This window comes from Clostridia bacterium (assembly GCA_026414765.1).
Taxonomy (GTDB): domain Bacteria; phylum Bacillota; class Clostridia; order Acetivibrionales; family DSM-27016; genus SKW86.
Window position 1 is genome coordinate 150,948 of the sequence record JAOAIJ010000043.1, and the last position, 26,035, is coordinate 176,982.

Genomic DNA, 26,035 nt, shown 5'->3' on the forward strand with positions numbered 1-26,035 from the left:
ATATGTCAAGTATAGGAAAGAGGATAGAAGAACTTCGCGAACTGCTGAATCACTACAACTATAAATACTATGTTGAAGATGCACCTGAAATAAATGATTTTGAATACGATATACTTTATCGGGAACTTGAAAACCTCGAAGCGGAAAATCCGGAATTAATTACGCCGGACTCGCCTACTCAGAGGGTCGGGGGAAAACCCCTCGATGGGTTTGACAAAGTTGTTCACACTGTTCAGATGCAGAGTCTTTCAGATGTATTCAGTCAGGATGAATTATTTGCCTTTGATCAGCGCGTCAGGGAAGCAATTGGAAATAATGTGGAATATGTTGTTGAAAAAAAGATAGATGGGTTGTCTGTTTCGCTGGAGTATGAAAATGGAAGATTTATTAGGGGATCAACCCGCGGAGATGGCCTTGTAGGTGAGGATGTTACCCTGAATCTTAAAACTATAAAGTCTATTCCTTTAATATTAAAAGAGAATATACCTTTAATAGAAGTAAGGGGAGAAGTGTACATTTCCAAAAAGGATTTTGAGAAGCTGAATGAGGAACAGGAGAGTATGGAGCAGCAGGTTTTTGCCAATCCAAGAAATGCTGCAGCCGGTTCTTTAAGACAGCTAGATCCGAAGGTTACAGCAGGACGCAAGCTGGATATTTATGTTTTCAACATACAGATGATAGAAGGAAAGAGTTTGTCTACTCATGCTGAAACTCTTGAATATATGAAAAGGTTGGGTTTTAAAGTCAGCCCAGGCTATAAGATATGCAGCAATATCAGAGAAGTAATGGACGAAATAAACAGAATAGGAGAAGAACGCGGAGAGCTGCCTTTTGAAATAGACGGAGCGGTTGTTAAGGTTAATTCTATAAGCCAGAGGGAGGTATTGGGAAGTACAACCAAAACTCCAAGATGGGCTGCGGCATATAAATATCCTGCTGAGAAAAAACAGACAGTTATTAAAGATATATGGGCAAATGTCGGAAGGACCGGAGTGCTGACGCCTAACGCAGTTTTAGAGCCTGTAAGGCTTGCAGGAACTACTGTCAGCAGGGCTACGCTGCACAATATGGATTATATTAAGGAAAGAGATATACGGATAGGGGACACGGTTTGGATTCAAAAAGCCGGAGATATAATTCCTGAAGTATTGGAAGTAGTGTTTGAAAAACGTACAGGTCAGGAGAAAGAGTTTATAATGCCTGAAAGCTGTCCTGAATGCGGATCTGTTGTAATTAGGGAAGAAGGAGAAGCTGCTTTCAGGTGCACTGGGATAGAGTGTCCAGCCCAGCTTTTCAGAAGTATTGTACATTTTGCTTCAAGAGATGCTATGAATATAGACGGATTGGGACCTGCCATAATAGAAGCTTTAATGGAGAAAAAATTCATTACGGGCGTAGCAGACCTGTATTACTTGCATAGTAGAAAAGATGAGCTTATAAATATGGAGCGTATGGGCAAGAAGTCTATAGAAAATCTCCTGAAATCCATAGAAAAGTCCAAGGAGAACAATATAGACAGGCTCATATTCGGCTTCGGAATCAAACATATAGGGCTGAGGGCTGCGCAATTACTTGCCGAGAATTTTGACTCCATAGATGCATTGGGTAATGCTTCTCTGGAAGATGTAGTGAAGATTCAGGAATTTGGGGAGAAAATGGCTCAAAGCTTAGTTACATTCTTCAGTCAGGAACAGACCCGTGACACTGTTGAAAAGCTAAGGGTGGCAGGAGTGAATCAGAAGAGCTATGGCAAAAAGGAGATAAAGGATAACAGGTTCGAAGGGCTTACTTTTGTGCTAACGGGTACTTTGCCGACAATGACCAGGGATGAAGCTTCTGAATTGATACAATCATATGGGGGCAAAGTCTCAGGGAGTGTTTCAAAGAAAACATCTTATGTTCTTGCAGGGGAAGAAGCGGGAAGCAAATTATTAAAGGCTCAGGAACTTGGAGTCAGAGTTATAAGTGAGGAAGATTTGATGGAGATGGCTAAGTGAAATAAATAGACTTGCTTAAGCTGATAAATGTGGATGAATACTGCAAAATGATAATATAAAGTGAGGGTTTTGTATGCCTAAAATACTTATTCTATATTTTTCCCAGTATGGCCATACCAAAGATTTAGCTTACCGGATATCGAAAAAGCTGGAAAACGCATCAATACCTGCAGATATAAAATCAGTCCCAAAGGATACTATCGATGATGCAAGCAGCTACAAGCTTATATTTATCGGATCACCAGTTTATTATGGAGTTGAACCTTTGATATGGGAAGAATATATCTCCAGGCTGCCCGACCTTACCGGGAAGGCAGGAGTAGTTTTTTCAACCTATGGGGCAGCAAATATAGAGAGTCCTGAAAGGCATATGCTGGAAAACCTGACTTTGTATTTTAAGAAAAAGAATTTAAAGATTCTTTACTCATCAGGTACAATTTGTGAGAGTACTTATCCGCCGCTTAAGAAATTGGAAATAAGCAAAGAGCGGCCGAATGAAAAGGATTTGGAAAAATTTGATTGCCATATCGATCAGATAATCAAGGATTTGAAAAGCGGTAAGGTTGATAGAGCTATTTATGATTTTTCTGACAAAACCAAAAGGCATCCTTTTGCGAGCCTGTTCCGGAAGGGAAGTTTTATGCTCTCGCCCGGAGTTAAGGCGGATAACAGGAAATGCAGGCATTGTAATGTCTGTGTAGAAGTATGTCCTGCCGGTAATATTAGAGATAACGGAAGTATCAAAATAGGGAATAAATGCATTAAGTGCTATATGTGTGAAAAGGTATGTCCTCAAAAAGCAGTCTATGCCAACTGGAAGCTAATGGGCGCTATTTGTGGTGAAAAGGTTTATAAAAAGTTTTATAAAGAACGATATTAGTCCGATCAGAAATCTGTCTGGAAAAAATCAGACAGATTATTTGTTTTTACGTAATATATTTTGGAAAGTAATAAAGAGGGATAGAAAAAAACAGGGCAGTTAATATATTAATAATATGATTGCAGGGGAGAAATGCAAAAAGCTGAATAAATAATTCATATTATTAATTGGTTATTAAATAATGTTAAAGGGGGAATAAAATAATTTAATAAATATATTGATTTTTTTTAGAATATGTTATATTATATTAATGCAACATCTTATGTGTAAAAGAATATATTTAAATAGTATGCTTATAAAGCATGGAGGGAGGATTACATATGTCAGTTTTTGAAAATATTACTAAAAAGGTATCCGATACAGCTAAAGCGGCTGCAAAAAAATCCAGCGAGCTTGTTGAGGTAACCAAGCTTAATATGAACATAAGCGCAGAGGAAGATAAAATTAAAAAAGCTTATGCTGATATTGGAAAGCTTGTTTACCAGGCATATTCAAATGGTGAAGAAGTAGCGGAAGCTTACAAGGAATTATGCAGTTCAATAGTAGGATTTGAGGAAAATGTTAAAGCTACTAAGCAGAAAATTATGGAATTGAAAAACATGAAAACTTGTGCTGGATGCGGTACAGAACTTGAAACTGAAACTGCTTTCTGTTCCAAATGTGGAGCTAAGCAGTAAGGTAAGAAACGCAAAGGCTGCTGTCATACAAATAATGACAGCAGCCTTTTTTCGATTTCTCTTAAATAGTTAACAGAGGCTGGTGTAATTCCGTACCAAAGTTCCTTGCGTATCCCACCAGGTGCAATTGTAGAAATTGAATTGACATATATATATTCACAATTTAAAATGTAAATAGTGTATCGTGAGAGTTTATATGCAAAATTTAAGGGGGAAAACCATTGGATAATACAATTGTCCCAAAGAAAAAATGCAGCTTTTGTGGAGAAGATATAGATGTTGGACTTAGCAGGTGCCCCTATTGCGGAAGTTTACTCGATTTTAGCATAAATTCGTCAGTAGGTTGCATTAATAATAATGATCAGGCTCAAACAAATAATAATTATTCGGGTGAGCCGGAAGTCTGTGGAAATGTTTCAAATAGCCTTGATGGTGAATGCCTGAAGAATGTAATGAAAAGTGATGACGGAGAGCCACTGAAGCAAGCGGTGGAGCAAACAGATGTAAATAACAGGCATCACAACACAGTGCAGAATTCAAATACACAAATAAAACAAAATTTGTACATAATAAATGATGACAACGGAAGAAAACCACTGGGGAATGGTCTCAAGGTTTTCCTGACTGTTATTAGTACAGTAATACCGGGTTTCGGACAAATACTGGGGATAATAATCAGTATAGTCTTAATGAACAGTGAGGATGAGAAGTATGGCACTGATAAGAAATCCTTCGGTCTGGCATTGCTTGTCTCCAGTCTGGTTATGTTCGTACTGTCATGCATTTCATGTTTTATTTTGCTGCTGGCATTTTCTGTTCCTTTTGAGCAGTAGTCATGGATATATTCGAAAAACTGATCTATATACTGGGGTCACTTGTCTGTCATCAACTGCCCTCAAGAACACTATTAGCGGGAGATGTGCTTTTGCCTGTTTGTGCCAGAGATACAGGGATATATACAGGTATGTTTACAACATTGGTATATTTGTTTTTCAGGAAACGGTCCGGTTCAGACAAGATGCCAGGTATCGGGCATTCTATACTTCTATGCATATTAATGCTTCCCATGATAATTGATGCATTAACTTCCTACATAGGATTAAGAGAAACTGATAATACTATAAGGCTGTTTACAGGAGTGGTGTTTGGCGCTGCATTTCCGTTTTTTCTTCTTCCGGCAGCTAATTTTAAAATATATGAAAAAAATACAAAACCGCTTTTAAATAAGTGGCATGAAATTGCCGTTGTACAGCTTTGTGCTGTAATACTTGGATTGATAATTCTGAGTGGTTCACTTATTCATTGGGCAGTAATATCTGCTATAATCATGATTACCTTGATATTTGTTATTGGAAGGATAGTGTATACAGTAATTAAACGAATAGCTGTCCGCGGAGATACATTTATAATGATGGCTACACTGGCTGCCACCACTGTGATATTGATGATTATGTTCCTGGTATCACATTTTATACTGCAGCCATTAAAAGAAATGCTGGTATTATAAGGAGATTGAAGTAAAGAGAGTATGAAATATTGTAGTAACAAGGTTGAAATCAGAAAAACTGTTCTCGAAAAAAGGCTAAGACTCACCGCAGATGAGGTAAAAGAAAAGAGTTTGTTAATAACCAGCAGGCTCACTCAGTTGGGATGTTACAGTAGCAGCAGACTTCTAATGTGTTATCTCGATTTTAAGAACGAAGTAATGACGGATGCATTTATCAACTTGTGTTTCAGAGATAACAAAAAAGTAGCAGTACCATTCATGGAAAAAAGTGATTCTGGCAGGAGTTTTTTGGTTGCATCCCGTATCAAGGATATGAATAAGGATTTGGAATCTGGAACATACGGCATTCTTGAACCCAGAAAAGACAAGATCCGGATTGTTGATCCGAAGGATATTGATTTGGTAATAGTACCCGGAGTCGCTTTTGATATATGCAGGAATCGTATAGGATATGGAGCAGGATATTACGACAGGTTTCTGCCGGTGCTAAGAAGTGATTGTCTGAAAATAGGAGTTGCTTTTGAGACACAAATAGTGGAAAAAATTGAAACAGCCTGTGATGATATACCTATGGATATGATAATTACTGAAAAAAGAAGTATATGATTAAAGGAGATTGCCATGCAAAAAAAGATAACAGTAACCGGGGCAAATAAAGTATATTTTACAGTGCTTGCAGTATTTATTACTATTTCTGTCTTCATAGGAATTTTGGGCGGCATAATAGGAAAAGACATTACAGACGATTATTTTTACTTTACTATTGTATTTACACAGTTTGTATTAATTCTTTTGCCTGTGCTTATTTATATATTTAAGAAAAAGCTTGATGCAAGGGAAGTATTAAGAATAAACAAGCTTGAGTTGTTACCTGCTGCATTGATTGTTCTTTTGGCTATTCCGGCTATTTTTGCGTCGATTATGTTTAATTCCATTGCTATATACCTAATCCAATTCATAGGAAATGTACCTAATGACCCTATTCCGGTTCCTCAAACTATTTTTCAGCTAATAATAGGTGTAGGTGTAGTAGGAATAGCTCCGGCAATATGTGAGGAGGCACTGCACAGAGGAGTGCTTTTAAAGGCGTATGAAAGAAGAGGATCAATAAAAGCAGTGTTTATAAGCGCTATAATGTTCGGCTTCTTTCACTTCGATGTTACAAATTTCCTAAGTCCTATTTTTCTTGGTATATTAATTGGGTATTATGTATTGAGAACAAATTCTATCTTTGCAGGTGTACTGGCGCATTTTCTTCATAACTCCATCCTGGAGGTGATTGGATATATTTACCGTGACGAAGCAACTCCGTCCAAAGTATCCATTTCAAATATGGAGTTGATTCAAAGTATTTTTTTCGGTATATTTGCCCTGATTATTATTCTGCTGCTCCTAAAAGTATTTAAGAGAGTAACGGAAAACAGTGCACGTATCACTCCTCCCATAAGCAGTACAGGAAACGATGTGAAGTCTATTCTTTCCCACTGGCCTATAATCGTGTCTTTGATTCTTTATGTATTGATAACAGGCATATCAATTCTTGATATGGTTATTTCCAAATTAATCAATTGAATATTTCCGGATAATCGGTTTAGACAGATATTACAAAACAAATCAAGGAAATGGAGGCAAATGTAACAGTAGAAACGATTTTAACCTGAAGTATAGTTGTCTGTAGTTTGTTGTATCAAAAAAACTTGAAACCGGTAAACCTGTCTTTACGACTATATTTTGTGTCCCGGGTATATAATATATATATATAACCTGTGTGCGAGGTGGACACATTGGATTTATATTTTGATATGAAATTGGTCCAATCACAAAAGGTCTTGTTGACTCCTCAACTGAAACAGGCTTTTGATATACTAAGAATGAATTCCCAAGAGCTGTTTGAATATGTAGAAGAACAATTGGAAGAAAATCCTGCATTGGAGATACTGGAAAGTGTCAACAGCGATGGTTACTATAATTGTGCATATAAAGATGACTCTATCGGATGGGGAGACAGTAATATTAATACGGATACCCTGAGGAAACCAGGGGAGGATGAAAACGAGGAAGAATACAACATGTCTACGGGAAGTGCTGATGAAAAGCTGTCCTTGAAGGAGCATTTGCTGTTTCAGCTGCACACTTCCGATTTGAGTGAAAATCAAATGTGTATAGGAGAATATTTAATTGACAACATTGATGAAAATGGTTATCTGATCATTGGACTTACTGAAGTTGCAGAATTTTTCAATGTGACAGCTTCAAAAGTAAAAAAAGTTTTAGAGTACTTACAGACCTTTGATCCTCCCGGAATATGTGCCAGGAGTTTGAAAGAATGTCTTTTGATCCAACTTAATCAGCTCAGTATAAATGATAAGGAGGATGCCCAAAAGCTGGTCGAAAATCATCTTGATGATCTCGCCGGGGAGAAATTGGATTTTGTAGCAAAAAACATGGGATTACCGCTCCATAGAGTAGAAGAGGTTTTCAGGGTTTTGAAAACTTTGGAGCCAAAGCCCGGTAGGGAGTATTATAACAATACAGGGGTAAAGTATATAATTCCTGACATTATCATTAGAAACAGCAATGGCAGGTTTGAGACAGTTGTCAATGAGGATGCCGTGCCGTTATTGAATATCAACGAGTACTACAGGAAGATTCTTAGTGCTGATGTAGGAAATGAAGTGAAAAGATTTATTGTTCACAGGATTGATAATGCAGCTTGGCTGCTTAAGTGTATTGAAGAAAGAAAGAATATGCTGAAAAAGGCTGCTGAATGTATAGTCGCATACCAATTGTTGTTTTTTGAGAAGGGAAAACAATTCTTGAGTCCTATAAGCAAAAAAACCATTTCGGATGAAATAGGTGTACATGAATCAGTAATTGAAGAAATATTAAGCGGAAAGTATATTCAATGTGCCTGGGGAGTTTTTGAAATGAAGGATTTTATTAGTTAAGGCAAGGGTGGAAGACTCCACCTTTGCAACTTATAAACCGCAATGAAGGTTTCCTAAAAAGGCCATATAGGCTTTTGTTGTCCGGATATACCCAGAAATCCCTGAATACCGGCACTGCCGAACATATCCTTCTCAATATCACTAATCCTTTCCTCGGTATAGTAAGTTATTTCTCCTACTTTTTTTACACTTTCCGCAAAATCTCTTAGTTTATTAATTTCATTAGCTGTCAAAGAGCTTTGACAGTCGTCGGAGTTTAAAATTCTGTTTAACTCCGATGCATACTCATACCCGTCTTCTACATCCTTAATACCGTTTTTTATGAAGTATTTCAATCTTTCCGGAATATTACGTTCCATTTTCCATAACCTCCTGATGCTTAAATTATATACATTTTGAATGATTTTTAAAATATGGACATTTATTATTTACATATATATGAACTAGACAAATATATGTATAGAGTTGGTTATGAAAGGGAAAAAAAGAAACCCGAAGTATAAAAACATAATAAAGAAATATTCAAACGAAACACCATGCGAGGAAGCACTTTATAAAATGATTTTCCTTTATATAAAATCAGGTTTGACCGGTAAGGTGTGATGCAGTATGAATAATATATACTATAACATTGGGATATATGTACGTGAAAGCCGGGATGATAATGAAGAAAACTATGAAACCATTGAAACACAACGGGATTTATTAATAGACTATATAAATAAAAATAAGATTGGAAGGATTTATAGTACATATATAGATGATAATGTATCAGGTTCTGCTTTTGAACGCAGGGGACTGGAAAAGCTGAAGGAAGATGTATTGAACCGGAGTATAGATATGGTTGTGTTGAAGGATTTGTCAAGGCTTGGGAGAAATAATGCGAAAACACTCTTGTTTCTTGACTTTCTTGAAGAAAACGGGATAAGGGTAATTACTTATGATGGCAGGTATGACAGCTATAGAGATAATGACACAGTCGGAATCGATACTTGGTATAATGAGCGCTACATAAGGGATATTTCGAGAAAAATCCGTGCAAGCATACACTATAAAATACAAAAGGGGGAGTATATAGGGAGTGCTCCATATGGATACAGAAAATCGGATATACATAAAAACAGGTTATGCATTGAACCTTTTGAAGCAAGTGTGGTAAAAGAGGTATTTGAATACTATAAGCAAGGACATGGATATGCATATATTGCAAAATATCTTAATTTAAAAGGGTATCTGCCTCCATCACTGCGAGGGACATGGAATGCAATATCGGTAAAGAGGATATTATGTAATGCTGTCTATACAGGAGATACAGTACAAGGAGTCAGCGAAAAAATTAGCTTTAAGAGCAAAAAGACAAGAAGAATACCGCCTGAAAGGTGGGTAGTTACTAAAGATACTCATGAGGCTATAGTAAGCAGGGAAGAATTTCTTGAAATTCAGAGAATCAGGCTGGAAAAAAGCTCTGGCAGCAGTTCATATAAGGGAGATATTCATTTATTCAAAGGTTTACTGTTTTGTGGGAAATGTGGAAGTGCTATGTTTGCACGTAAGAGAAAAGACAGATATCTAGGCTATATATGCAGTACATATGCAAAACGTGGAAGTTGCGCATGCAGCAGCCATCATATAAGCGAAACATTTTTAATGCAGATAATTTGCGATGAAATATTGGCGCTGCTAGATGATGTTGCAGTCAGGGCAAGGCTGGTAGAAAAGATAAACAACATATATTCAAATACTTGCAAAAATGAAGATGAAATACGTCGTTTTGAGCTTATGCTTTCAAATAAACAAAAGCAACAGGAGATATTGTATATGGATAAGCTTGAAGGGAAAATTTCCGAACAATTGTTTTTGAGAATGAATCTAAATATAGAAAATCGAATACTGCAAATAAGAAATGACATTGAAAAGCTAAGAAAAAGCAAAGTTAAGATTTCAGACACGGAAACAATAATTGAAGAATTTATCGATAGCATAAAACAATATAAAGCAACTAACGAAATACTTAAGCTCATTATTTTTAGAATAACAGTCTATGAAAAGGAAGATATCCCTGAACAATATAGAGTGCTAAAAAAGAATGACCCTTCCGGATTAGTGGAAGTAGATTTTAAATTCAGTCCTGCTTTAGGCAGTTGCTGATAAACACATCTAAAATAATTATTTTATTTATAATAAAGAAGGAAATTTCAAAAAAATGTCGAAATAAGGTATTTAGATAGATGCAAATCGTAAATGACCATTCCGGAAGAGAGCGGTATCTGATATGAAAAATATTTTCCTGCCTTTTACAGTAAACTTTTTGTCAAAATATTTTTATTGTTTTACTGGATAGAATTACTTCAAAAATTATGGGATGAAAGCTGCATACTATAAGTTTTAGTTTTCTTGAGTTATTTTACTTATGAGAATAGATATACCAAAAAAAGCGTTATTTGTTTGCAGTAAAGAAAACAGACAGCAGTTTTATTCAAAACTAATAATGAACAGATCAAGGAGGCAGGTTTATGAGACTTGTCGGAATCAAGAGCTTGAGTATTGGGGATACATTGGCTTTGCCGGTTACAGCTTCAAGTGGGAAAATAATACTAAATGCTGGGGTTGTGCTTACAGATGTATATATAGATAAACTAAAACATTTGGGTATTCACAAGGTTTATATAAATGACGGTAGGTTTGATGATGTTGAGGTTATTGAACAGCTGGATTTAAGGGTAAAAAATAATGCAATGCAGGTACTGAGAGAGACAAATGATAAGATTTTGAAATCAAAAGAAGTAGACGAGTACCTTATTAAAGATATAGCCAAGGATATAGTTGAGTATGTAAGAACCTGCAAGGATAGAGGGGTTAATATTTTATCTACTGAAGCGATAGATGATTATGTGATTGAGCATTCTTTAAATGTTGCTTTATTGACAGCTTATCTGGGAAACAGAATGAACTTTAACTATAACCAGCTTTGTGATCTTGTAACCGGAGCATTGATACACGATTTAGGAAGAGAAAACATAAGCGACGAAAAACCGGAGCATGTCCAAAAAGGCTTTGATATACTAAGAAAATGCAGAGGACTAAGCCTTCATTCATCTATAGTATGTTATGAACACCATGAAAATTTTGATGGAACAGGTTATCCGAGAAAGTTAAAGGGTAGTGCAATTTCGGAATTTACCAGGGTAATAAAAGTTGCAGATGTATATGATAATGTCTTGCATGGTTATGAAAACAATAACAATTCTGTTATGCCGCACCAGGCATATGAATATGTTATGGCCTTTTCCGGCAGTAAGCTTGATCCTGAAATTGTCCAGCATTTCAGGGATACTATCGTATTCTTTCCAAACGGATGTACTGTGCTCCTAAGCAACGGATTAAAAGGTGTTATTATAAGGCAAAACCTGGGAAGCCCTCAAAGACCTGTTATTAGAATATATAATGAAACAAGTGTTATAGGTGAAATCGACCTTTTGAAAAGTCTAACTTTATTTATCAAAGATGTAGTAGTAATTTAGTATGGATGCTGTTTTGTACAGCAGGGAATAACCTGATCATGTATTTACCGTTTTCAGCCTTACCAGACTTACAACCCCATATGCTGTAATGGCATATACCACCATGGCGATTATCGTAGCCGGTTCAAAAACAAATCCTGATGCTCCGTTAGCCGTAAATGCCTTAAAAATACCGATAAACGGTATAATAAGCAGTTTGGTAATTGAATACAGAAATACAACAAAAGGGTTAGAAGTATTTGCGCCCAGAAGCCTAAAAATCAGGCGGAAGACAAGAAGAACTTCTATTACACCAAGTATGTAATATATAGCGTTTCTAATCTGAATAAACCATTTTTTTTCATTACTATATTTAGTATGCATTTGTTCCACCTGTGCTGTAAAATTATTCCTCAAATGTTTTAAGATATTACCTAAAAGTTATTTTTTGCTTAACGAATTATTCTTATTCCAAAAACAGAAATTTTATAGTTGAAAAAGTATTTGAGGAAATATACTTGTCTTCAGTTAATTTACAGCTTCTAATGGTGGTTCTTTAAAACAAGGAAGAGTAATTGTAAAGGTAGTACCTTTACCAAGCTCACTTTGGACGTTAATATTGCCGCCATGCTCTTTGATTATCCTGTAACATACACTTAACCCAAGACCAGTTCCGGTTTTTTTAGTTGTGAAAAAGGGTGTGCCGATTTTTCTGAGATTCTCTTTACTGATACCCTTTCCATTGTCTGTAATGCTTAAAAGAACTTCGTTACCTGTTATGCTTGGAATTGTAGAGATAACAAGTTTTGCATATTCTACTCCCGACATAGCTTCTATAGCATTTTGTGTTATGTTTAGTATCACTTGCTTTATGAGTGATTCATCTGCATATATGTCAACGTCAATTTCTGAAAGAAGAAATTCAATTCTGACATCTTTCATAAACGAAGGACTTTCAATCATATAGCGCATTGATTCCAATATCTCATTCAGCGAGGTTATGTCCATTATGGTCTCTGCAGGTTTGGCCAGAGAAAGAAAGTCAACTATAACTCTATTTACATCCGTAGTTATGCTTTCAACCCTCTCTATGTATTTTAAGAGTTCCTCGTCGGTAATTTTGAGAGCTAGTAGTTGGCAGTAGCCTTTTATTGATGCCAGATGGTTTTTGGTTTCATGAACGATACCTGAGCCCATCTGGCCTAAGAGGGCAAGTTTCTCCTGTTGCATGATCTTCTGCTGTTCCTTTTTCAATTCAGTGATATCTAAGGAAACACATATATAGCCTATTACGATGCCATCCAGATTAAGAATAGGGCTGGAATGAAAGAGAAAATCTTTTTTATCCCCCTTAAGTGTTACAAGACTCGCTTCAACAGCACTGCCTATATCTGTTTTACCTTTATATGAATAGTGGTAATCGGTGTTTAAAGCAAACTGCAGCATTTTGTTTAACTCTCTTAAGTTGGTACCTATGATAGACTCCATATCTATTTCAATATAATCAGAAAAAGCTCTGTTAGACATGATTATTTTAAAATCAGTATCGGTAATAACAACAAGATTGTTGATGGAATTCAAAATAGTATATGTCTGGATTTTTAGTTCATTCAGCTCCTGTTCTTTCTTTGCATCATTAAATGAAAATAATAGTTTGTTCTTATACCTATTTACATTGATTTCAAGGGTTAAGCTGTTGCCTTTAAGGGTTGTAAAACCTTTAACAATACTTTGAATCTGATTTGAATTTTTACTGAGTTCCTGAAACAGGTTTCTATTTTCTGGTGAAAATTTTGATGACATTTCTTCCAGTGTGAGACCAAGAAGGTCTGCAGCTTCGCATTCCAACATATCGTAAGCTTTTATATTGGCGAAAGAAATTCTTCCGCCAATTTCATAAGTAATTACAGCTAATGGCAAACTATTTAGAATTTCTTTCAAATCATTTCTGCTTTCTTCCAGACTTTTCTTGAATTTATTAATGGTCAAATAGGGGTAAGTAACGGCACTGGCAAATATACCCATAAACAAATAAAAATAATATACAATTTTCAGTATATGACCAAAAATATTAGTAAATGAGGTAATGGATTTGAAAAGTGTGAAGCATAGTTCTGCAGGTATTATCAGCAAAACGGCCATGCAGATGTATTCATAAGTTATTATTCCTTTGTTTTTTACCATATTGAACGTAAAGAGCATGCTCACAAAAAATAATGCAATTACTATATATTCCATTACTATTTTAGAAATGGTAATGCCTGATTCTGTATATAGAACCGGCATTATTCCGGGAAAATTAAGAATAATCAGTGAGGCACTAAAAGATGACAAAAGTGTTATAAATACTGACTTTAATCTGGTGTATTTGATTTTGATAATTTTAGTTGAACTGATTATCAGGATTACTGCTTCTGTAAATCTTCCCAGTATCCAGTATCTTGTAGATAAATCAATATAGTTTTCCGGATACAAACCCAATGTAGGGAAGTGATACGTATGAAAAATATCATATATGGCTACAGCCAAAAAACCAAAGCCGATAACCCTGCTTGGGACTGAATTTACTTGGTACGTAAACATAACTACAAGGAATGATGACATAGCAATAAATACACATGTTAGTTCAAGGACAGTATGAAGAAGGCTGGTATTGCTCTGCCAAAGAGTAAATGCCAGTATTTTTGCTGCTATATAGCATATAAAAAGTGTTATAAGGTATTTAGCCAAAAAAGTGTAAGCCCAACCTTTTTTCAATGGACAAATACGTTTATAAAAATCAAAGTTCATTATGACACCATCTCTGATAGTATTATGATAAATGCGATAAAATGTTACTATACTTAGCCTTCTTGAAGGACAAAAATAAACTTAGCTTCCTATATAGGAAGCTATAAAGATTTTTCAGGGTGAGGAAAGATAAACTTTCACAGGTCAATATAACTTATCACCGGTTTTTACTTTCTTCATAAAAAACAAAAAATCTTTATCGCATTATACATAGAATTAATTCGGTGTAAATTTTAACACAATTTTAGGTTGTGCACAAATGAATTCCAAAAGAAATGATTATTCGACAATTATTTTTTGTAAGTAAAGGAATGCACAGCAAACACTCTTAATTTATGAGTTATGTTCTGCAAACCTTTATTCTAGAGATTCTTTTTTCTTTAACACTCTCTACTTTAAAAATAATATTATTAAATTCCACTACAGGTTTATCACCATCCTCTGGTATACGCCCCAATTGACCGATAATAAAACCGCTTACAGTATCATATTCATCTGCCGGAAGATCTTCGTTAAAGAGTTTTTTTATAAGATCAAGAGGAGCCGAACCTCTTATGACATATGTATTATCATCAGTCTTTTCATACTCCTTCTCATCTTCATCATACTCATCCCAAATATTACCTACTATTTCTTCCAAAAGGTCTTCTATAGTAACTATTCCGGCTGTTCCACCGTATTCGTCTATCACGACAGCGATATGGGTTTTGGTTTTCTGAAGATCTTTCAAAAGCTCATCGGTCTTTTTTGATTCCGGAATAAAGTAGGGTTTACGCATTATGCTTTGTAAGTTGAATAAAGCAGCTGGTTTGTTATTTATGAAATTTAAGAGATCTTTTACATGAAGTATACCTACTATATTATCGATGTTTTCGGCGAAAACAGGTATTCTGGTATATTTTTCTGCAATAACCGTATCCATTACCTTATTTATGTCAGAATCAACCTGGATAGCTATTATATTGGTTCTGTGCGTCATAATCTCAGACACTTCTGTATCATCAAATTCAAAAATGTTATCAATCATATTTTTTTCTGTTTTCTCAATAACACCTTTTTCTTCACCTAAATCCACCATCATGCGGATTTCCTCTTCGGTTACAATTTCCTGGTTAGCAGTAGGATTGCCCCCGAAAACCCTGATAATTATATTGGTTGAAAAGGTAAGAAAGCGTACGAATGGGTTTGCTGCACTAAGCAGCAGGCTTAAAGGCTTTGCTGAAAACATTGCAATTGGTTCGGGTTTTTGCATGGCGATCCTTTTAGGAACCAATTCTCCGAAAACGAGCGTAAAATATGCAAGCAATACAGTAATTACTATTAAGGAGACAGGCTTTAAAACAGCATCATTGACTTTAAATCCGGATGATTTTACGAAACCTGTCAGCCTGTCGGCGAAGCTTTCAGCTGCAAAAGCGCTGGCAAGCAGACCTGAAAGGGTTATACCAACCTGAATGGTAGCAAGAAATCTGCTTGGTTCTTTTGTGAGGTTCTGAAGAAGCTTTGCATTTTTATGTCCTCCTTCAGCCATTTTGCGGATCTTGTTATCATTTAGCGAAATAATTGCTATTTCTGATGAAGCAAAAAATGCATTTATTCCTACAAGGATAAGAAGAAAAAGGATTTGCAAAATCAAATTTCCGTTAATACCCATCAAAGCGTCCCCTTTCTGAAGAAATTACTAATGTGATAAGTACGGATATATTTATTTTGTTTTTATGAGTATGATTTTATTGATATTATATTTATTCTATAACAAAAATGCAATTTGCAACCCATAATTATACATAAACAAATAAAAATGTTCATATACTTCCAAGCATGAGATTTCCTATATAAAAAAAACCCCTAAAAAAGGGGAGTGGTTAGAATTTATTTATTATGGAATCTTATTGTGTTTGCAATCTCCTGAATATGATCTTTATCAGCCCAAAGTATAAAGAAATTATAGTTCTGACCATTAATACTAACCACTGTAGGATACCTCACAACTAAAGCTGCCTGACCTTCCATTTCCGGCGGCTGATCGGGGGAAGGAAGTATAAAGCAAGCCTCCTGGCCGTATATTTGAGTATTAATGACTTCAGGTCGTGTTCCATATGGTGTTAAAGCATGAAATGCTTCATTACGGCAAATTTCATTGAGTGAACTCCCGGAGACAGCTGAGATCTGGAAGAATCCGTCATCACCCTCATACCGCGTATCATTAATAAATTGCCATGTTACAGGGTAAAAGAGGCTGATTTGATACTTAGGATTCATGTACTTTTCAGCTGATCCGGGAATGCATAGTTTCTGTCCGACAAAAAGTACATTTGGGTTTACAGTAGGGTTAGCTCTGACCAACAGATCAACGGTTATTCCATAACGCTGTGCTATGGAAAAGAAAGTATCGCCATGTTTTACTTTATATGGGAATATACCGACAGGACAGATACCCATGGGAGTTTTAGTGGGTATACATATTATCTGTCCTACGTACAGGACAGCAGGATTTATTCCAGGATTTAGTGATACAATAGCTGATACAGTTGTATTAAAGCTTTGGGCTATACGGAAAAGTACATCACCGGGTTTCACAATATATGTGACTGTATTTGGGGGGCATTGTCTGTTACATTGATAAAACATAATGATCGCCTCAAATAAATAGTTCATATAATATAATATTTACTTGAAGTGTAAAAGGTTAAAAAAAGGGTTATGAAAAGAGTTATGAAAAGAGGTAATCAGCTCTGTTCACAACCCTTTTTATTATTAGCCCTTTATAAACTTATCCATAAGGGTATAGCCCTCGGTAATCAATAATCCTGTTTCTTTTGCTTGAAATTCATCATAACCTGTTACTTGAGAAATACTGCTGCAGTCTTTCTGGTATAGTATATAGGGTACGGGTTCAGAGGTATGAGTTCTTAATGATAGCGGTGTAGGATGATCGGGAAGAACTAAGACCCTGTATTCTTTATACTTCTCCAGACCCTTTAGAATTGGACCTACAACTTTCTCATCAATTAACTCAATGGACCTGACTTTATTCTCTATCTCATATCTGTGGCCGCATTCATCAGGAGCCTCGACATGTACATATACAAAATCCTGTCCTTCTGAAAGCTCTTTAAGAGCGGCTTCAGCTTTGCCGGAAAAATTGGTATGTATATTGCCCGTTGCACCTTCTACATCAACAGACTTTAGCCCGGCACACATGCCAATGCCTTTTATCAGATCGACAGCAGATATTACAGATCCGTTAATTCCGTATTTATCTGTGAATTTTGGAATAGCAGGCTTTTTCCCTTCACCCCACAGCCATATTGAATTTGCAGGCCTCAGTCCTTTTTCAGTTCTTGCTTTGTTAACCGGATGACCTTTCAGAAATCTGTTGCTTGCAACCATCATATCGAGCAACGTTTTTCCATACTCACCTAGAGGAAGATATCCGGAAACTTTTCTTTCCAGAATATCATGGGGAGGAGTCAGGTTTAAGCCAGTAGGACCGTCTTGCCATACCATGCAGTGGCGGTAGCTGATACCTGCATGAAAAACCATGGTTTTATTTTTCAAGTGTTCATTAACAGATTTAATAAGCTGACTAGCTTCTTCTGTTGATATTTCATCGGAGCTATAGTCTATCATTACTTTATCCGTATATTCTTCCTCATCCGATAAAGTGACCAGATTACACCTGAATGCCACATCCGTATCTGATAATTCTACACCCATGCTCACAGCTTCAAGAGGTGAGCGTCCTGTGTAATACAGCTTCGGATTATACCCCATTACCGAGAGGTTTGCTGCATCGCTCCCTGGAGCAATACCTTGGGGAATGGTTTTGACAAGGCCTGTTTCGCCATGTTTTGCAAGGTAATCTATATTTGGTTTTTTTGCACACTGAAGGGGCGTTCTGTTGTTTAGTTGGGGAACCGGATAATCTGCCATTCCGTCGCCGAGAATCACAACATATTTCATATATGAAACCTCATTATTTTTTAAAATTTGTTTTTACTACCGGAACAAGTGTCCTTGATAGAAACACTAAATATTATAGCAAAAATAATTTGTTATGCAAATAATAAATCATGCAAATATCAATCATTTGCAAAAATTATGCTAAAAAGCTATAATATGCGTAAGAGCCTGGAGTTTTATAAATGATGGTAGCATAAAACCTATGACGGCATAAAATGATATATAATATTATTAAGATATCTGATTTATTGATCCGGCTAATTTTTTTGGGGAAACACTGTATTCAGTTATTAGGAGTGGTTTCTATGACAAATAATAATGTTAATTTTAAAGAACAGCTTAAAGAAAGAGGATACAAGCTGACGATGCAGAGACAGGCTGTGTTGGATGTGATAGTTGAACATGAGGGAGAACATTTGAGCTCTGAAGAAATATATGAGCTTGTCAAGAAAAACCACCCTGAAATAGGGCTTGCAACTGTGTATAGGACGCTACTGCTGCTTGACAGAATGGAGCTGGTATATAAGTTGGATTTAGATGATGGCTGCAGCAGGTACGAGTTGAATCGCCACAAGGAAGATCACAGGCATCATCATCTGATCTGTACTAAGTGCGGCTTGGTGGCAGAAGCGCAGGAAGATCTGCTTGAATTACTTGAAGAGCAAATATTGAAAAAGAACGGGTTTATAGTAAAAGACCATAGAGTAAAATTTTATGGATATTGTAAAAACTGTTTAGACTAAAAACATTGCATTATTATGGAATCTCTGATATAATTCCTATATTATTAATACTAATTTAGCAAACAAAGCTGGTTTGATAAAGCCGGCTTTTTATGCGTAAAAATATGTTTCCTAGTGTTATTAGCAACAGCTTGATTCGGATATGGACAACCAAAACATTGGAGTTAATATACTAAACCAGGATGAGGTAGCATAAACATGATAGGTGGTTACAAGGTAGTTGACGGACACGTACATACTTTCCCTACAGAGGAAGTTGCAGGCAAGATTATCGAATCATTCAATAAAGCATACAGTATAGAATTTGAAAACCCGGGTACAGGCAGCATATCCGATGTATTGAAAAATATGAATAAAACAGGTATAGATTATACTGTAATGGCAAATTTCTCTCCTGCTAAAATTCTACATAATAATAATCTATGGACAATCAGTGTTTCAGAAGAAAACAAGTCACTTATTCCTTTAGTCAGCTTTCACCCTGATTTGGAAGGAAAGCTTGGGGTATTGCTTGAAAGCTATATAAAAAAAGGTGCAAAGGGAATAAAAATTCATCCTATGGCACAAGGGTTTGAACCAATCCACAAGAGGATGGATGAAGTATATGAAGCTTGCCGGGAAACTTCCTTTCCCATTGTATTTCATTGTGGAAGAGTGTCAAACGCAAGGCTAAATGAGTATGCGGATCTTGACATGATACTGCCGGTAATAGAAAAATATCCGGAAGTTCCGTTCATTCTTACACATATGGTAGATGGCAACATCGAACATGTGCTGATGCTGGCTGAAAACTATAAAAATGTTTATTTTGATACATCAATTGTAATTACAGGATACCCTTCAATTGCTGCTGTAAATGAGCCAAGCTGGCTTGATGATGGTGCTGTAGTTGATATAATAAACAGAATTGGAGCGGAAAGAATTCTGTTTGGTTCCGATTATCCATGGGGAAGTCCGAACCATGATATAGACAGATTTCTGAAAATGAATCTGACAGGATATCAAAAGGAACTTATTCTAGGAGTTAATTCTATGAAAGTGTTTAATATAGTTTGAATAAAAGTCTATACACATAATGGTATTTGATAAATAAGTACAAGTATTTTCTGGGTTTTGCTGATTATATGGAACTTCCATTTGAAAAAGCCTGCAATATATATTTGACTGCATATCTTCACAACGGGGTGAAGCTATAAATGCTTATAGTACTTTGTTGTGTCTTATATAAAACTTTCTGATAAAATATTCACAAAAAAATGTTTTTTTATATGTACAAAACAAAATCTATTTGCTATAATACAGTTTAAAATGCAAAATGAGATGGTAGAAATTATATGGGGTTTTATTATTATTCATCTTGTCTTTTCACGGGTTGAATAGTTAAAATTTCATTTAAATTATGAAATCGTGTTTATCGCGGTTTTCATTTATATTAATATATTTACAGTTAAAGGGAGAGAAATGTATGGGAACAGCAAAATCAAAAGGGAAAGTAGTCATAATTGGAGCTGGTTTTGTAGGAGCTACAGCAGCATATTCACTTACAATGAGCGGTCTTTGCTCAGAGCTTGTACTTGTAGATGTGTTTAAGGAAAAAGCTATGGGTGAAGCTATGGACTTAAATCACGGTTTGTGCTTTATGGGACAGATGTCTATAACAGCAGGGGACTATAGTGATGTAAAAGATGCTGATATAATAATCATAACTGCTGGTGCTGCCCGTAAACCGGGGGAAACAAGACTGGATCTTGCCAAAAAGAATGTGTCTATAATAAAGGATATGGTACCGAAAATCATGGAACACTACAATGGCGGAGTTATACTTGTAGTATCAAATCCGGTAGATGTATTGACCTACATGGTGCAGAAATTATCTGGACTTCCTGTCGGAAAGGTAATAGGATCAGGTACAGTGCTTGACAGCGCGAGGTTCCGTTATCAGATCAGTACACATACAGGCGTAGATGTAAAGAATATACACGGTTATATCATCGGCGAGCACGGAGACAGTGAAGTACCTGCATGGAGCGTAACTCATATAGCAGGCAGAAGAATGGCGGACGATAATACAATAAACAAAGAACAGATATTCCAGGAAGTAAGGGATGCAGGCGCAAATATTATAAAATACAAGGGTGCTACATACTATGGTATAGCAACTTCCATCACAAGAATATGTGAAGCTATACTAAAGGATCAGAATTCGATATTAACGGTGGGAAGTGTAATAGACGGTCATTATGGAATAAACGATGTGGCTCTCAGCGTACCTTCAGTAGTAAATAGAGAAGGAATCGCAAAACTATATGATGTAAACCTGAGTGATGAAGATCTTACAGGACTTCAGAAATCGGCAGCAAAGATAAAGGAAGTACTTGATCAGGTTAAGTAGTATGCAACTAAAGTTTTAATTCTTCTAAAAAAGACCATACCAATTATGGTCTTTTTTTGTATAATAATAGTATTAAGAATATTGGAGTGATTTTAATGTTTATTGTAGGACTAAATGGAAGCCCTAATAAAAATGGTAACACTAAATACTTATTAAATAAAGTAATGAATAAGGTTTCAGCTCTGGGTGCTGAAACAGAAATTTTGGATGTAAATGAACTATTGGGAACTGCAAAACACGGTTTTTGCATGGCGTGCAGCAATCCTTGCTCGGGTGTATGCTATAAGGGAACAAAACTTGATGAAGCATTCGAGCTGTTAAAACAAGCTGATGGGATTATACTCGGCAGTCCTGTATATTTTGGAAGTGTTTCCGGACAGCTTAAAGCTTTTTTTGACAAGACTAGGGGATTAAGAGGGCAGAAGGCTTTTTACAACAAAATAGCTGCAGGGGTTACAGTAGCAACGTCAAAATATGGCGGACAGGAAACAACTATGAAAGCATTGCATGATATAATGCTGGTTCATGGTATGATAGTGGTAGCAGACGGATTTGGAGAGGATGATTGCGGACACCACGGAGTCTGTGCTCACAGACCGGCAGAAAATGACGAGTTTGCTGTGAAGCGTGCGGAAATCCTTGCAAAGAGAATGGTTGAGGTATGCGGAGCAACAATGAATTTAAGGAAAAAAGAGGGCTAGATTACTACTTATTTTTGTTTTATTATGTTAGAATAGGTTGAAGGATTATTGCTAAAATAAAGGTAATAACAAAAACTATAACAGTAGTTTATAATTAACGTGTTGCGCTAGTTTGTTTTTTACTGGGAATTGATACTGTGAGTATATATTATGACAGTAAATTTATCAAACTCGCACAACATGTTAACTGATACGGAGATGAAAATATGCTGCATGAATTCTCAAGGACTGAACTTATAATAGGGGCAGAAGCACTGGAAAAATTGGCGAAAAGCAAGGTTGCAGTATTTGGTGTAGGCGGCGTTGGTAGTTTTACAATAGAGGGGCTGGTACGGGCAGGTATTGGAAAACTTGTACTTATTGATGATGATTGTGTTTGCCTTACAAACTTGAACAGACAGCTTCATGCAACAAGAAAGACGATAGGAAAACCAAAAGTTGACGTAATGAAGGAAAGAATTCTTGATATCAATCCAAAGATAGAAGTAACTACATTTCAGAAATTCTACCTTCCAGAGACAGAAGATGAATTGATACAGGATGATTATGATTATATTGTTGACGCAATAGATACAGTAACCGGAAAAATTGGTCTTGTTATGAAAGCAGGAGAAAAGGGTATACCTATAATAAGCTGCATGGGTACTGGTAACAAACTCGATCCTACCAGGCTTGAGGTGGCTGATCTTTTCGAAACATCAATTTGCCCGTTGGCTAAGGTGATGCGTAAAGAGTTGAGACAGAGAGGCGTAACATCACTTAAAGTGGTTTATTCGAAGGAAGAACCCATAAAACCGATAGAAACAGAAACTTCAAGCTGTGCTGTCGGATGTGTATGTCCTAAGGGGACAACAAGAAAGTGTACTGTCAGGCATCAGGTCCCGGGAAGTATATCTTTTGTGCCGTCAGTAGCAGGATTGATTATTGCAGGAGAAATAGTAAAAGACTTAATTAGGAAAGATGGCAGGCAGGAGAGGTAAAAATCATGTTTGATAATCGTATCAGTATTTTTACAGGACATTTTGGCAGCGGCAAGACAGAGGTTGCCGTAAATTACGCTGTTAAGCTGGCTCAAATGAAAAAGAAGACGGCAATAGTAGATTTTGATATTGTCAATCCCTACTTTAGAACTGCAGATGTGAAAAGCTTTTTGGAACAAAAAGATATATATGTGATAACTCCTCTGTATGCAAATACAAATGTAGACGTACCTGCCCTACCGGGTGATATTAACGCCATATTTGAAAAAAAAGAATACAGTGTAGTTTTTGATGTTGGCGGGGATGACTTGGGAGCAAGGGTGTTAGCCAGATATAATAAGGAAATAGTTGAAGACGACTATGAGATGTTCTTTGTTATAAATGTGAAGCGCCCTATGACAGATACACCTGACAGGATAGAAGAAATGATAGATAGTATTGAGTACAGCTCAAAACTTAAGGTAACCAAGCTTGTTAACAATACAAACCTGCTTCAGTATACCAGGGAGAAGGATATTTTAGAAGGAATGGAACTTATCAGGGAAGTATCTGCAAAGCTAAAAATACCAATCGGCTTTTCTAGCTTTATTACTGATAAACCTGAAAAATTAGAGAAAGAAATCGGAACTGAAGTGCTCGGTATGGATAAACTGATAAAACTGCCGTGGGATTAAGCTGACGTATTGTACCATTTGAGTCTCTATATCTGACATAGGATAGTAAAGAATAAGAAACTTTTTGCAGAATTCATCAATGAACTTGAAAATAAGGATAAAGAGATTTATAATAAACGGAGTGGATTCTGAATAATGGATAGTAAGTAATTATATAAGTATAGAAGTGAGGGGTATTATGGCTAAGGTTACCTTTAATGAAGAAAGATGTAAAGGGTGCAGATTGTGTGTTACTGTATGTCCAAAAAAGATAGTCGTCATGAGAACGGACAAGCTTAATCTTAAAGGATTTCATCCGGCAGGGGTTGATGATATGGAAAAATGCATAGGATGCGCTTTTTGTGCTACTATCTGCCCTGACTGCGTAATAGAAGTAGAAAAGGGGGACTAAAATAATGGGAGAAAAATTATTAATGAAGGGTAATGAGGTAATAGCTGAAGCTGCATTAAGAGCTGGCTGCAGACATTACTTCGGGTATCCGATAACACCTCAGACCGAAATAGCGCATTATATGGCAAAAAAAATGCAGGAAGTAAACGGTACATTTGTACAGGCTGAGAGTGAAGTTGCTGCCATAAATATGGTTTACGGTGCAGCTGGTGCCGGCGCAAGAGTACTGACTTCATCTTCAAGCCCGGGAATAAGCTTGAAACAGGAAGGACTCTCATATATATCCTGTGCCGAATTGCCTGCTGTTGTTGTGAATATAGTAAGGTGCGGCCCCGGACTTGGAGGTATTCTTCCTGCACAGTGTGATTACTTCCAGACAGTAAAAGGCGGTGGTCACGGAGATTACAAGATAGTTACCCTTGCACCATGCAGCGTACAGGAACTGTACGAATTGACTACCGATGCTTTTAATATTTCTGATAAATACAGAGTTGTGACCATGATAATGGGTGACGGGATTCTGGGACAGATGATGGAAGCTGTGGAGTTCAGAGATAAGGAAGATATTGAAGATACAGATAAGAGTTGGGCTGTAACAGGCACCAAGATGGAAAGAGAAAATAACGTTGTGACATCTATATATATTAAACCTGAAATGCTTGAAAAGCATAATCAAAAGCTTCAGGCAAAATATGAGCTGATCGCACGTAATGAGACAAGAGTAGAAGAGTATAACTGCGAAGGTGCAGATGTAATCGTTACTGCTTTTGGAACAGTTGCCAGAATAGTGAAGAATGTAATAAAAACAGCAGCTGAAGAAGGGATAAAAGTAGGCTTGATCAGACCTATAAGCTTGTGGCCTTTTCCGACAAGTACGTTTGAAAAATACGCAGAAGTACCTAAGGCATTTCTGAGTGTAGAAATGAATGCAGGACAGATGGTGGAAGATGTAAGACTTTCTGTAAATGGGAAAAGACCTGTATACTTCCATGGTAGAATGGGTGGAATGGTTCCTACACAGAAGGAAATATTGGATAAGATAAAACAAATACTGACAGGTGACAATATATAGGAAAATACCGTTTGGTTGTCAATTGCAGAATGTCAATTGCTTTTAAGAATGGGGGATTTGAAATGGCTGTTGTATTTAAGAAACCACATGCATTGAAAGACCTTTCAATGCATTACTGTCCGGGTTGTACACATGGTATAATTCATAGGCTGATTGCTGAAGTTATAGATGAACTTGGGATAGAAGGAAAGACTATAGGTGTATCTCCTGTAGGATGTACTTATAATAATTATGAATACTTTAACTGCGATATGGTACAGGCTGCGCATGGAAGGGCTCCAGCTGTGGCTACAGGACTGAAAAGGGTTCATCCTGAAAACGCTGTCTTTACTTATCAGGGAGATGGTGACCTTGCAGCTATAGGTACTGCTGAAATAGTACATGCCGCTGCCAGGGGAGAAAACATTACAACCATATTTGTCAATAATGCCATATATGGTATGACTGGAGGCCAAATGGCTCCTACAACTCTGGTGAATCAGGTTACAACGACTTCTCCTTACGGAAGGAAGCCTGAAATAAATGGTTTCCCAATCAATGTATGTAACTTGATATCAACCCTGGAAGGTGCTGTTTTTGTTGAGAGAGCATCTATGCATGACATAAAAAATATCAATAATGCAAAAAAGGCTATTAAGAAGGCATTTCAAGTGCAAATGGCCAAGAAGGGATTCTCAATAGTTGAAATACTGTCTACATGTCCTACAAACTGGGGTATGGCTCCTGAAAATGCACTCAAATGGATACAGGACAAAATGCTTCCGGTATATCCGCTTGGAAATTTTAAAGGAAAAGACATAGAAGTATAATTTGGGGG

At 36.5% G+C, this 26,035-nt stretch carries 26 protein-coding genes; 20 read left to right on the forward strand and 6 right to left on the reverse strand.

From position 1 onward, the window contains the following. Positions 1-2: 2 nt before the first annotated feature. The 8 genes from ligA to rpoN all read left to right on the forward strand — a co-directional run bounded on the left by ligA (position 3) and on the right by rpoN (position 8,009). On the forward strand, positions 3-1,997 hold the full coding sequence (ligA, locus tag N3I35_16870) for an NAD-dependent DNA ligase LigA (GenBank protein MCX8131753.1): 1,995 nt from the start codon (positions 3-5) through the stop codon (positions 1,995-1,997). 73 nt (positions 1,998-2,070) lie between these two features. After that, entirely contained in the window at positions 2,071-2,877 is an 807-nt protein-coding gene (locus N3I35_16875; GenBank protein ID MCX8131754.1) for an EFR1 family ferrodoxin, read from the forward strand. A 320-nt stretch (positions 2,878-3,197) separates the two neighbouring features. Continuing rightward, the gene (locus N3I35_16880) at positions 3,198-3,554 is read left to right on the forward strand and encodes a zinc-ribbon domain-containing protein (GenBank protein MCX8131755.1); all 357 of its coding nucleotides are present in this window, start codon (positions 3,198-3,200) and stop codon (positions 3,552-3,554) included. Positions 3,555-3,775: 221 nt separating this feature from the next. Next, positions 3,776-4,387, forward strand: coding sequence for a hypothetical protein (locus N3I35_16885; protein ID MCX8131756.1), 612 nt, complete (start codon positions 3,776-3,778; stop codon positions 4,385-4,387). Between the two features lie 2 nt (positions 4,388-4,389). Beyond that, positions 4,390-5,061, forward strand: coding sequence for a DUF2085 domain-containing protein (locus N3I35_16890; GenBank protein MCX8131757.1), 672 nt, complete (start codon positions 4,390-4,392; stop codon positions 5,059-5,061). 21 nt (positions 5,062-5,082) lie between these two features. Further along, positions 5,083-5,667 (forward strand): 5-formyltetrahydrofolate cyclo-ligase, encoded by a 585-nt coding sequence (locus tag N3I35_16895; GenBank protein ID MCX8131758.1) that lies wholly within the window; start codon positions 5,083-5,085, stop codon positions 5,665-5,667. A 15-nt stretch (positions 5,668-5,682) separates the two neighbouring features. Further along, positions 5,683-6,633 carry a CPBP family intramembrane metalloprotease gene (locus tag N3I35_16900; GenBank protein ID MCX8131759.1) on the forward strand — a complete coding sequence of 317 codons (951 nt, stop codon included), beginning with the start codon at positions 5,683-5,685 and terminating at the stop codon, positions 6,631-6,633. A gap of 212 nt (positions 6,634-6,845) precedes the next feature. Beyond that, the gene (gene rpoN, locus N3I35_16905; protein MCX8131760.1) at positions 6,846-8,009 is read left to right on the forward strand and encodes an RNA polymerase factor sigma-54; all 1,164 of its coding nucleotides are present in this window, start codon (positions 6,846-6,848) and stop codon (positions 8,007-8,009) included. Between the two features lie 53 nt (positions 8,010-8,062). On the opposite strand, the gene N3I35_16910 is transcribed toward rpoN, so the two are convergent. Then, positions 8,063-8,368 (reverse strand): hypothetical protein, encoded by a 306-nt coding sequence (locus tag N3I35_16910; protein ID MCX8131761.1) that lies wholly within the window; start codon positions 8,366-8,368, stop codon positions 8,063-8,065. Between the two features lie 112 nt (positions 8,369-8,480). Between N3I35_16910 and N3I35_16915 the strand changes: the two genes are divergently transcribed. The 3 genes from N3I35_16915 to N3I35_16925 all read left to right on the forward strand — a co-directional run bounded on the left by N3I35_16915 (position 8,481) and on the right by N3I35_16925 (position 11,530). Next, positions 8,481-8,612, forward strand: a complete 132-nt coding sequence (locus N3I35_16915; protein MCX8131762.1) for a hypothetical protein — start codon at positions 8,481-8,483, stop codon at positions 8,610-8,612. Positions 8,613-8,618: 6 nt separating this feature from the next. Next, positions 8,619-10,157 (forward strand): recombinase family protein, encoded by a 1,539-nt coding sequence (locus N3I35_16920; protein MCX8131763.1) that lies wholly within the window; start codon positions 8,619-8,621, stop codon positions 10,155-10,157. A 365-nt stretch (positions 10,158-10,522) separates the two neighbouring features. After that, the gene (locus tag N3I35_16925; protein MCX8131764.1) at positions 10,523-11,530 is read left to right on the forward strand and encodes an HD domain-containing protein; all 1,008 of its coding nucleotides are present in this window, start codon (positions 10,523-10,525) and stop codon (positions 11,528-11,530) included. A gap of 36 nt (positions 11,531-11,566) precedes the next feature. Here the strand turns inward: N3I35_16925 and N3I35_16930 are convergent, their stop codons facing one another. From N3I35_16930 to N3I35_16950, 5 genes are all read right to left on the reverse strand, one after another. Continuing rightward, positions 11,567-11,893 (reverse strand): YggT family protein, encoded by a 327-nt coding sequence (locus N3I35_16930; GenBank protein ID MCX8131765.1) that lies wholly within the window; start codon positions 11,891-11,893, stop codon positions 11,567-11,569. A 144-nt stretch (positions 11,894-12,037) separates the two neighbouring features. Further along, on the reverse strand, positions 12,038-14,299 hold the full coding sequence (locus tag N3I35_16935) for an ATP-binding protein (GenBank protein MCX8131766.1): 2,262 nt from the start codon (positions 14,297-14,299) through the stop codon (positions 12,038-12,040). Between the two features lie 340 nt (positions 14,300-14,639). Then, a complete protein-coding gene (locus N3I35_16940; protein ID MCX8131767.1) occupies positions 14,640-15,935 on the reverse strand; it encodes a hemolysin family protein in 1,296 nt (431 codons plus the stop codon). A gap of 236 nt (positions 15,936-16,171) precedes the next feature. Next, a complete protein-coding gene (locus tag N3I35_16945; protein MCX8131768.1) occupies positions 16,172-16,930 on the reverse strand; it encodes a LysM domain-containing protein in 759 nt (252 codons plus the stop codon). Positions 16,931-17,056: 126 nt separating this feature from the next. Beyond that, positions 17,057-18,265 (reverse strand): cofactor-independent phosphoglycerate mutase, encoded by a 1,209-nt coding sequence (locus N3I35_16950; protein MCX8131769.1) that lies wholly within the window; start codon positions 18,263-18,265, stop codon positions 17,057-17,059. A gap of 305 nt (positions 18,266-18,570) precedes the next feature. Here N3I35_16950 and N3I35_16955 point away from each other — a divergent pair, with 305 nt between their 5' ends. The 9 genes from N3I35_16955 (at position 18,571) to N3I35_16995 (ending at position 26,027) form a co-directional block, all read left to right on the forward strand. Then, positions 18,571-19,008 (forward strand): transcriptional repressor, encoded by a 438-nt coding sequence (locus tag N3I35_16955; GenBank protein MCX8131770.1) that lies wholly within the window; start codon positions 18,571-18,573, stop codon positions 19,006-19,008. 198 nt (positions 19,009-19,206) lie between these two features. After that, entirely contained in the window at positions 19,207-20,064 is an 858-nt protein-coding gene (locus tag N3I35_16960) for an amidohydrolase family protein (GenBank protein ID MCX8131771.1), read from the forward strand. A gap of 409 nt (positions 20,065-20,473) precedes the next feature. Then, positions 20,474-21,400 (forward strand): L-lactate dehydrogenase, encoded by a 927-nt coding sequence (locus tag N3I35_16965; protein ID MCX8131772.1) that lies wholly within the window; start codon positions 20,474-20,476, stop codon positions 21,398-21,400. A 95-nt stretch (positions 21,401-21,495) separates the two neighbouring features. Beyond that, on the forward strand, positions 21,496-22,101 hold the full coding sequence (locus N3I35_16970) for a flavodoxin family protein (GenBank protein ID MCX8131773.1): 606 nt from the start codon (positions 21,496-21,498) through the stop codon (positions 22,099-22,101). A gap of 206 nt (positions 22,102-22,307) precedes the next feature. Beyond that, positions 22,308-23,081 carry a tRNA threonylcarbamoyladenosine dehydratase gene (locus N3I35_16975; protein ID MCX8131774.1) on the forward strand — a complete coding sequence of 258 codons (774 nt, stop codon included), beginning with the start codon at positions 22,308-22,310 and terminating at the stop codon, positions 23,079-23,081. A gap of 5 nt (positions 23,082-23,086) precedes the next feature. Continuing rightward, the gene (locus tag N3I35_16980) at positions 23,087-23,755 is read left to right on the forward strand and encodes a hypothetical protein (GenBank protein MCX8131775.1); all 669 of its coding nucleotides are present in this window, start codon (positions 23,087-23,089) and stop codon (positions 23,753-23,755) included. A gap of 178 nt (positions 23,756-23,933) precedes the next feature. Then, entirely contained in the window at positions 23,934-24,146 is a 213-nt protein-coding gene (locus N3I35_16985) for a 4Fe-4S dicluster domain-containing protein (GenBank protein MCX8131776.1), read from the forward strand. Positions 24,147-24,150: 4 nt separating this feature from the next. Further along, positions 24,151-25,218, forward strand: a complete 1,068-nt coding sequence (locus tag N3I35_16990; GenBank protein ID MCX8131777.1) for a 3-methyl-2-oxobutanoate dehydrogenase subunit VorB — start codon at positions 24,151-24,153, stop codon at positions 25,216-25,218. 62 nt (positions 25,219-25,280) lie between these two features. Continuing rightward, a complete protein-coding gene (locus N3I35_16995; GenBank protein MCX8131778.1) occupies positions 25,281-26,027 on the forward strand; it encodes a thiamine pyrophosphate-dependent enzyme in 747 nt (248 codons plus the stop codon). The last annotated feature ends 8 nt before the right edge of the window (positions 26,028-26,035 follow it).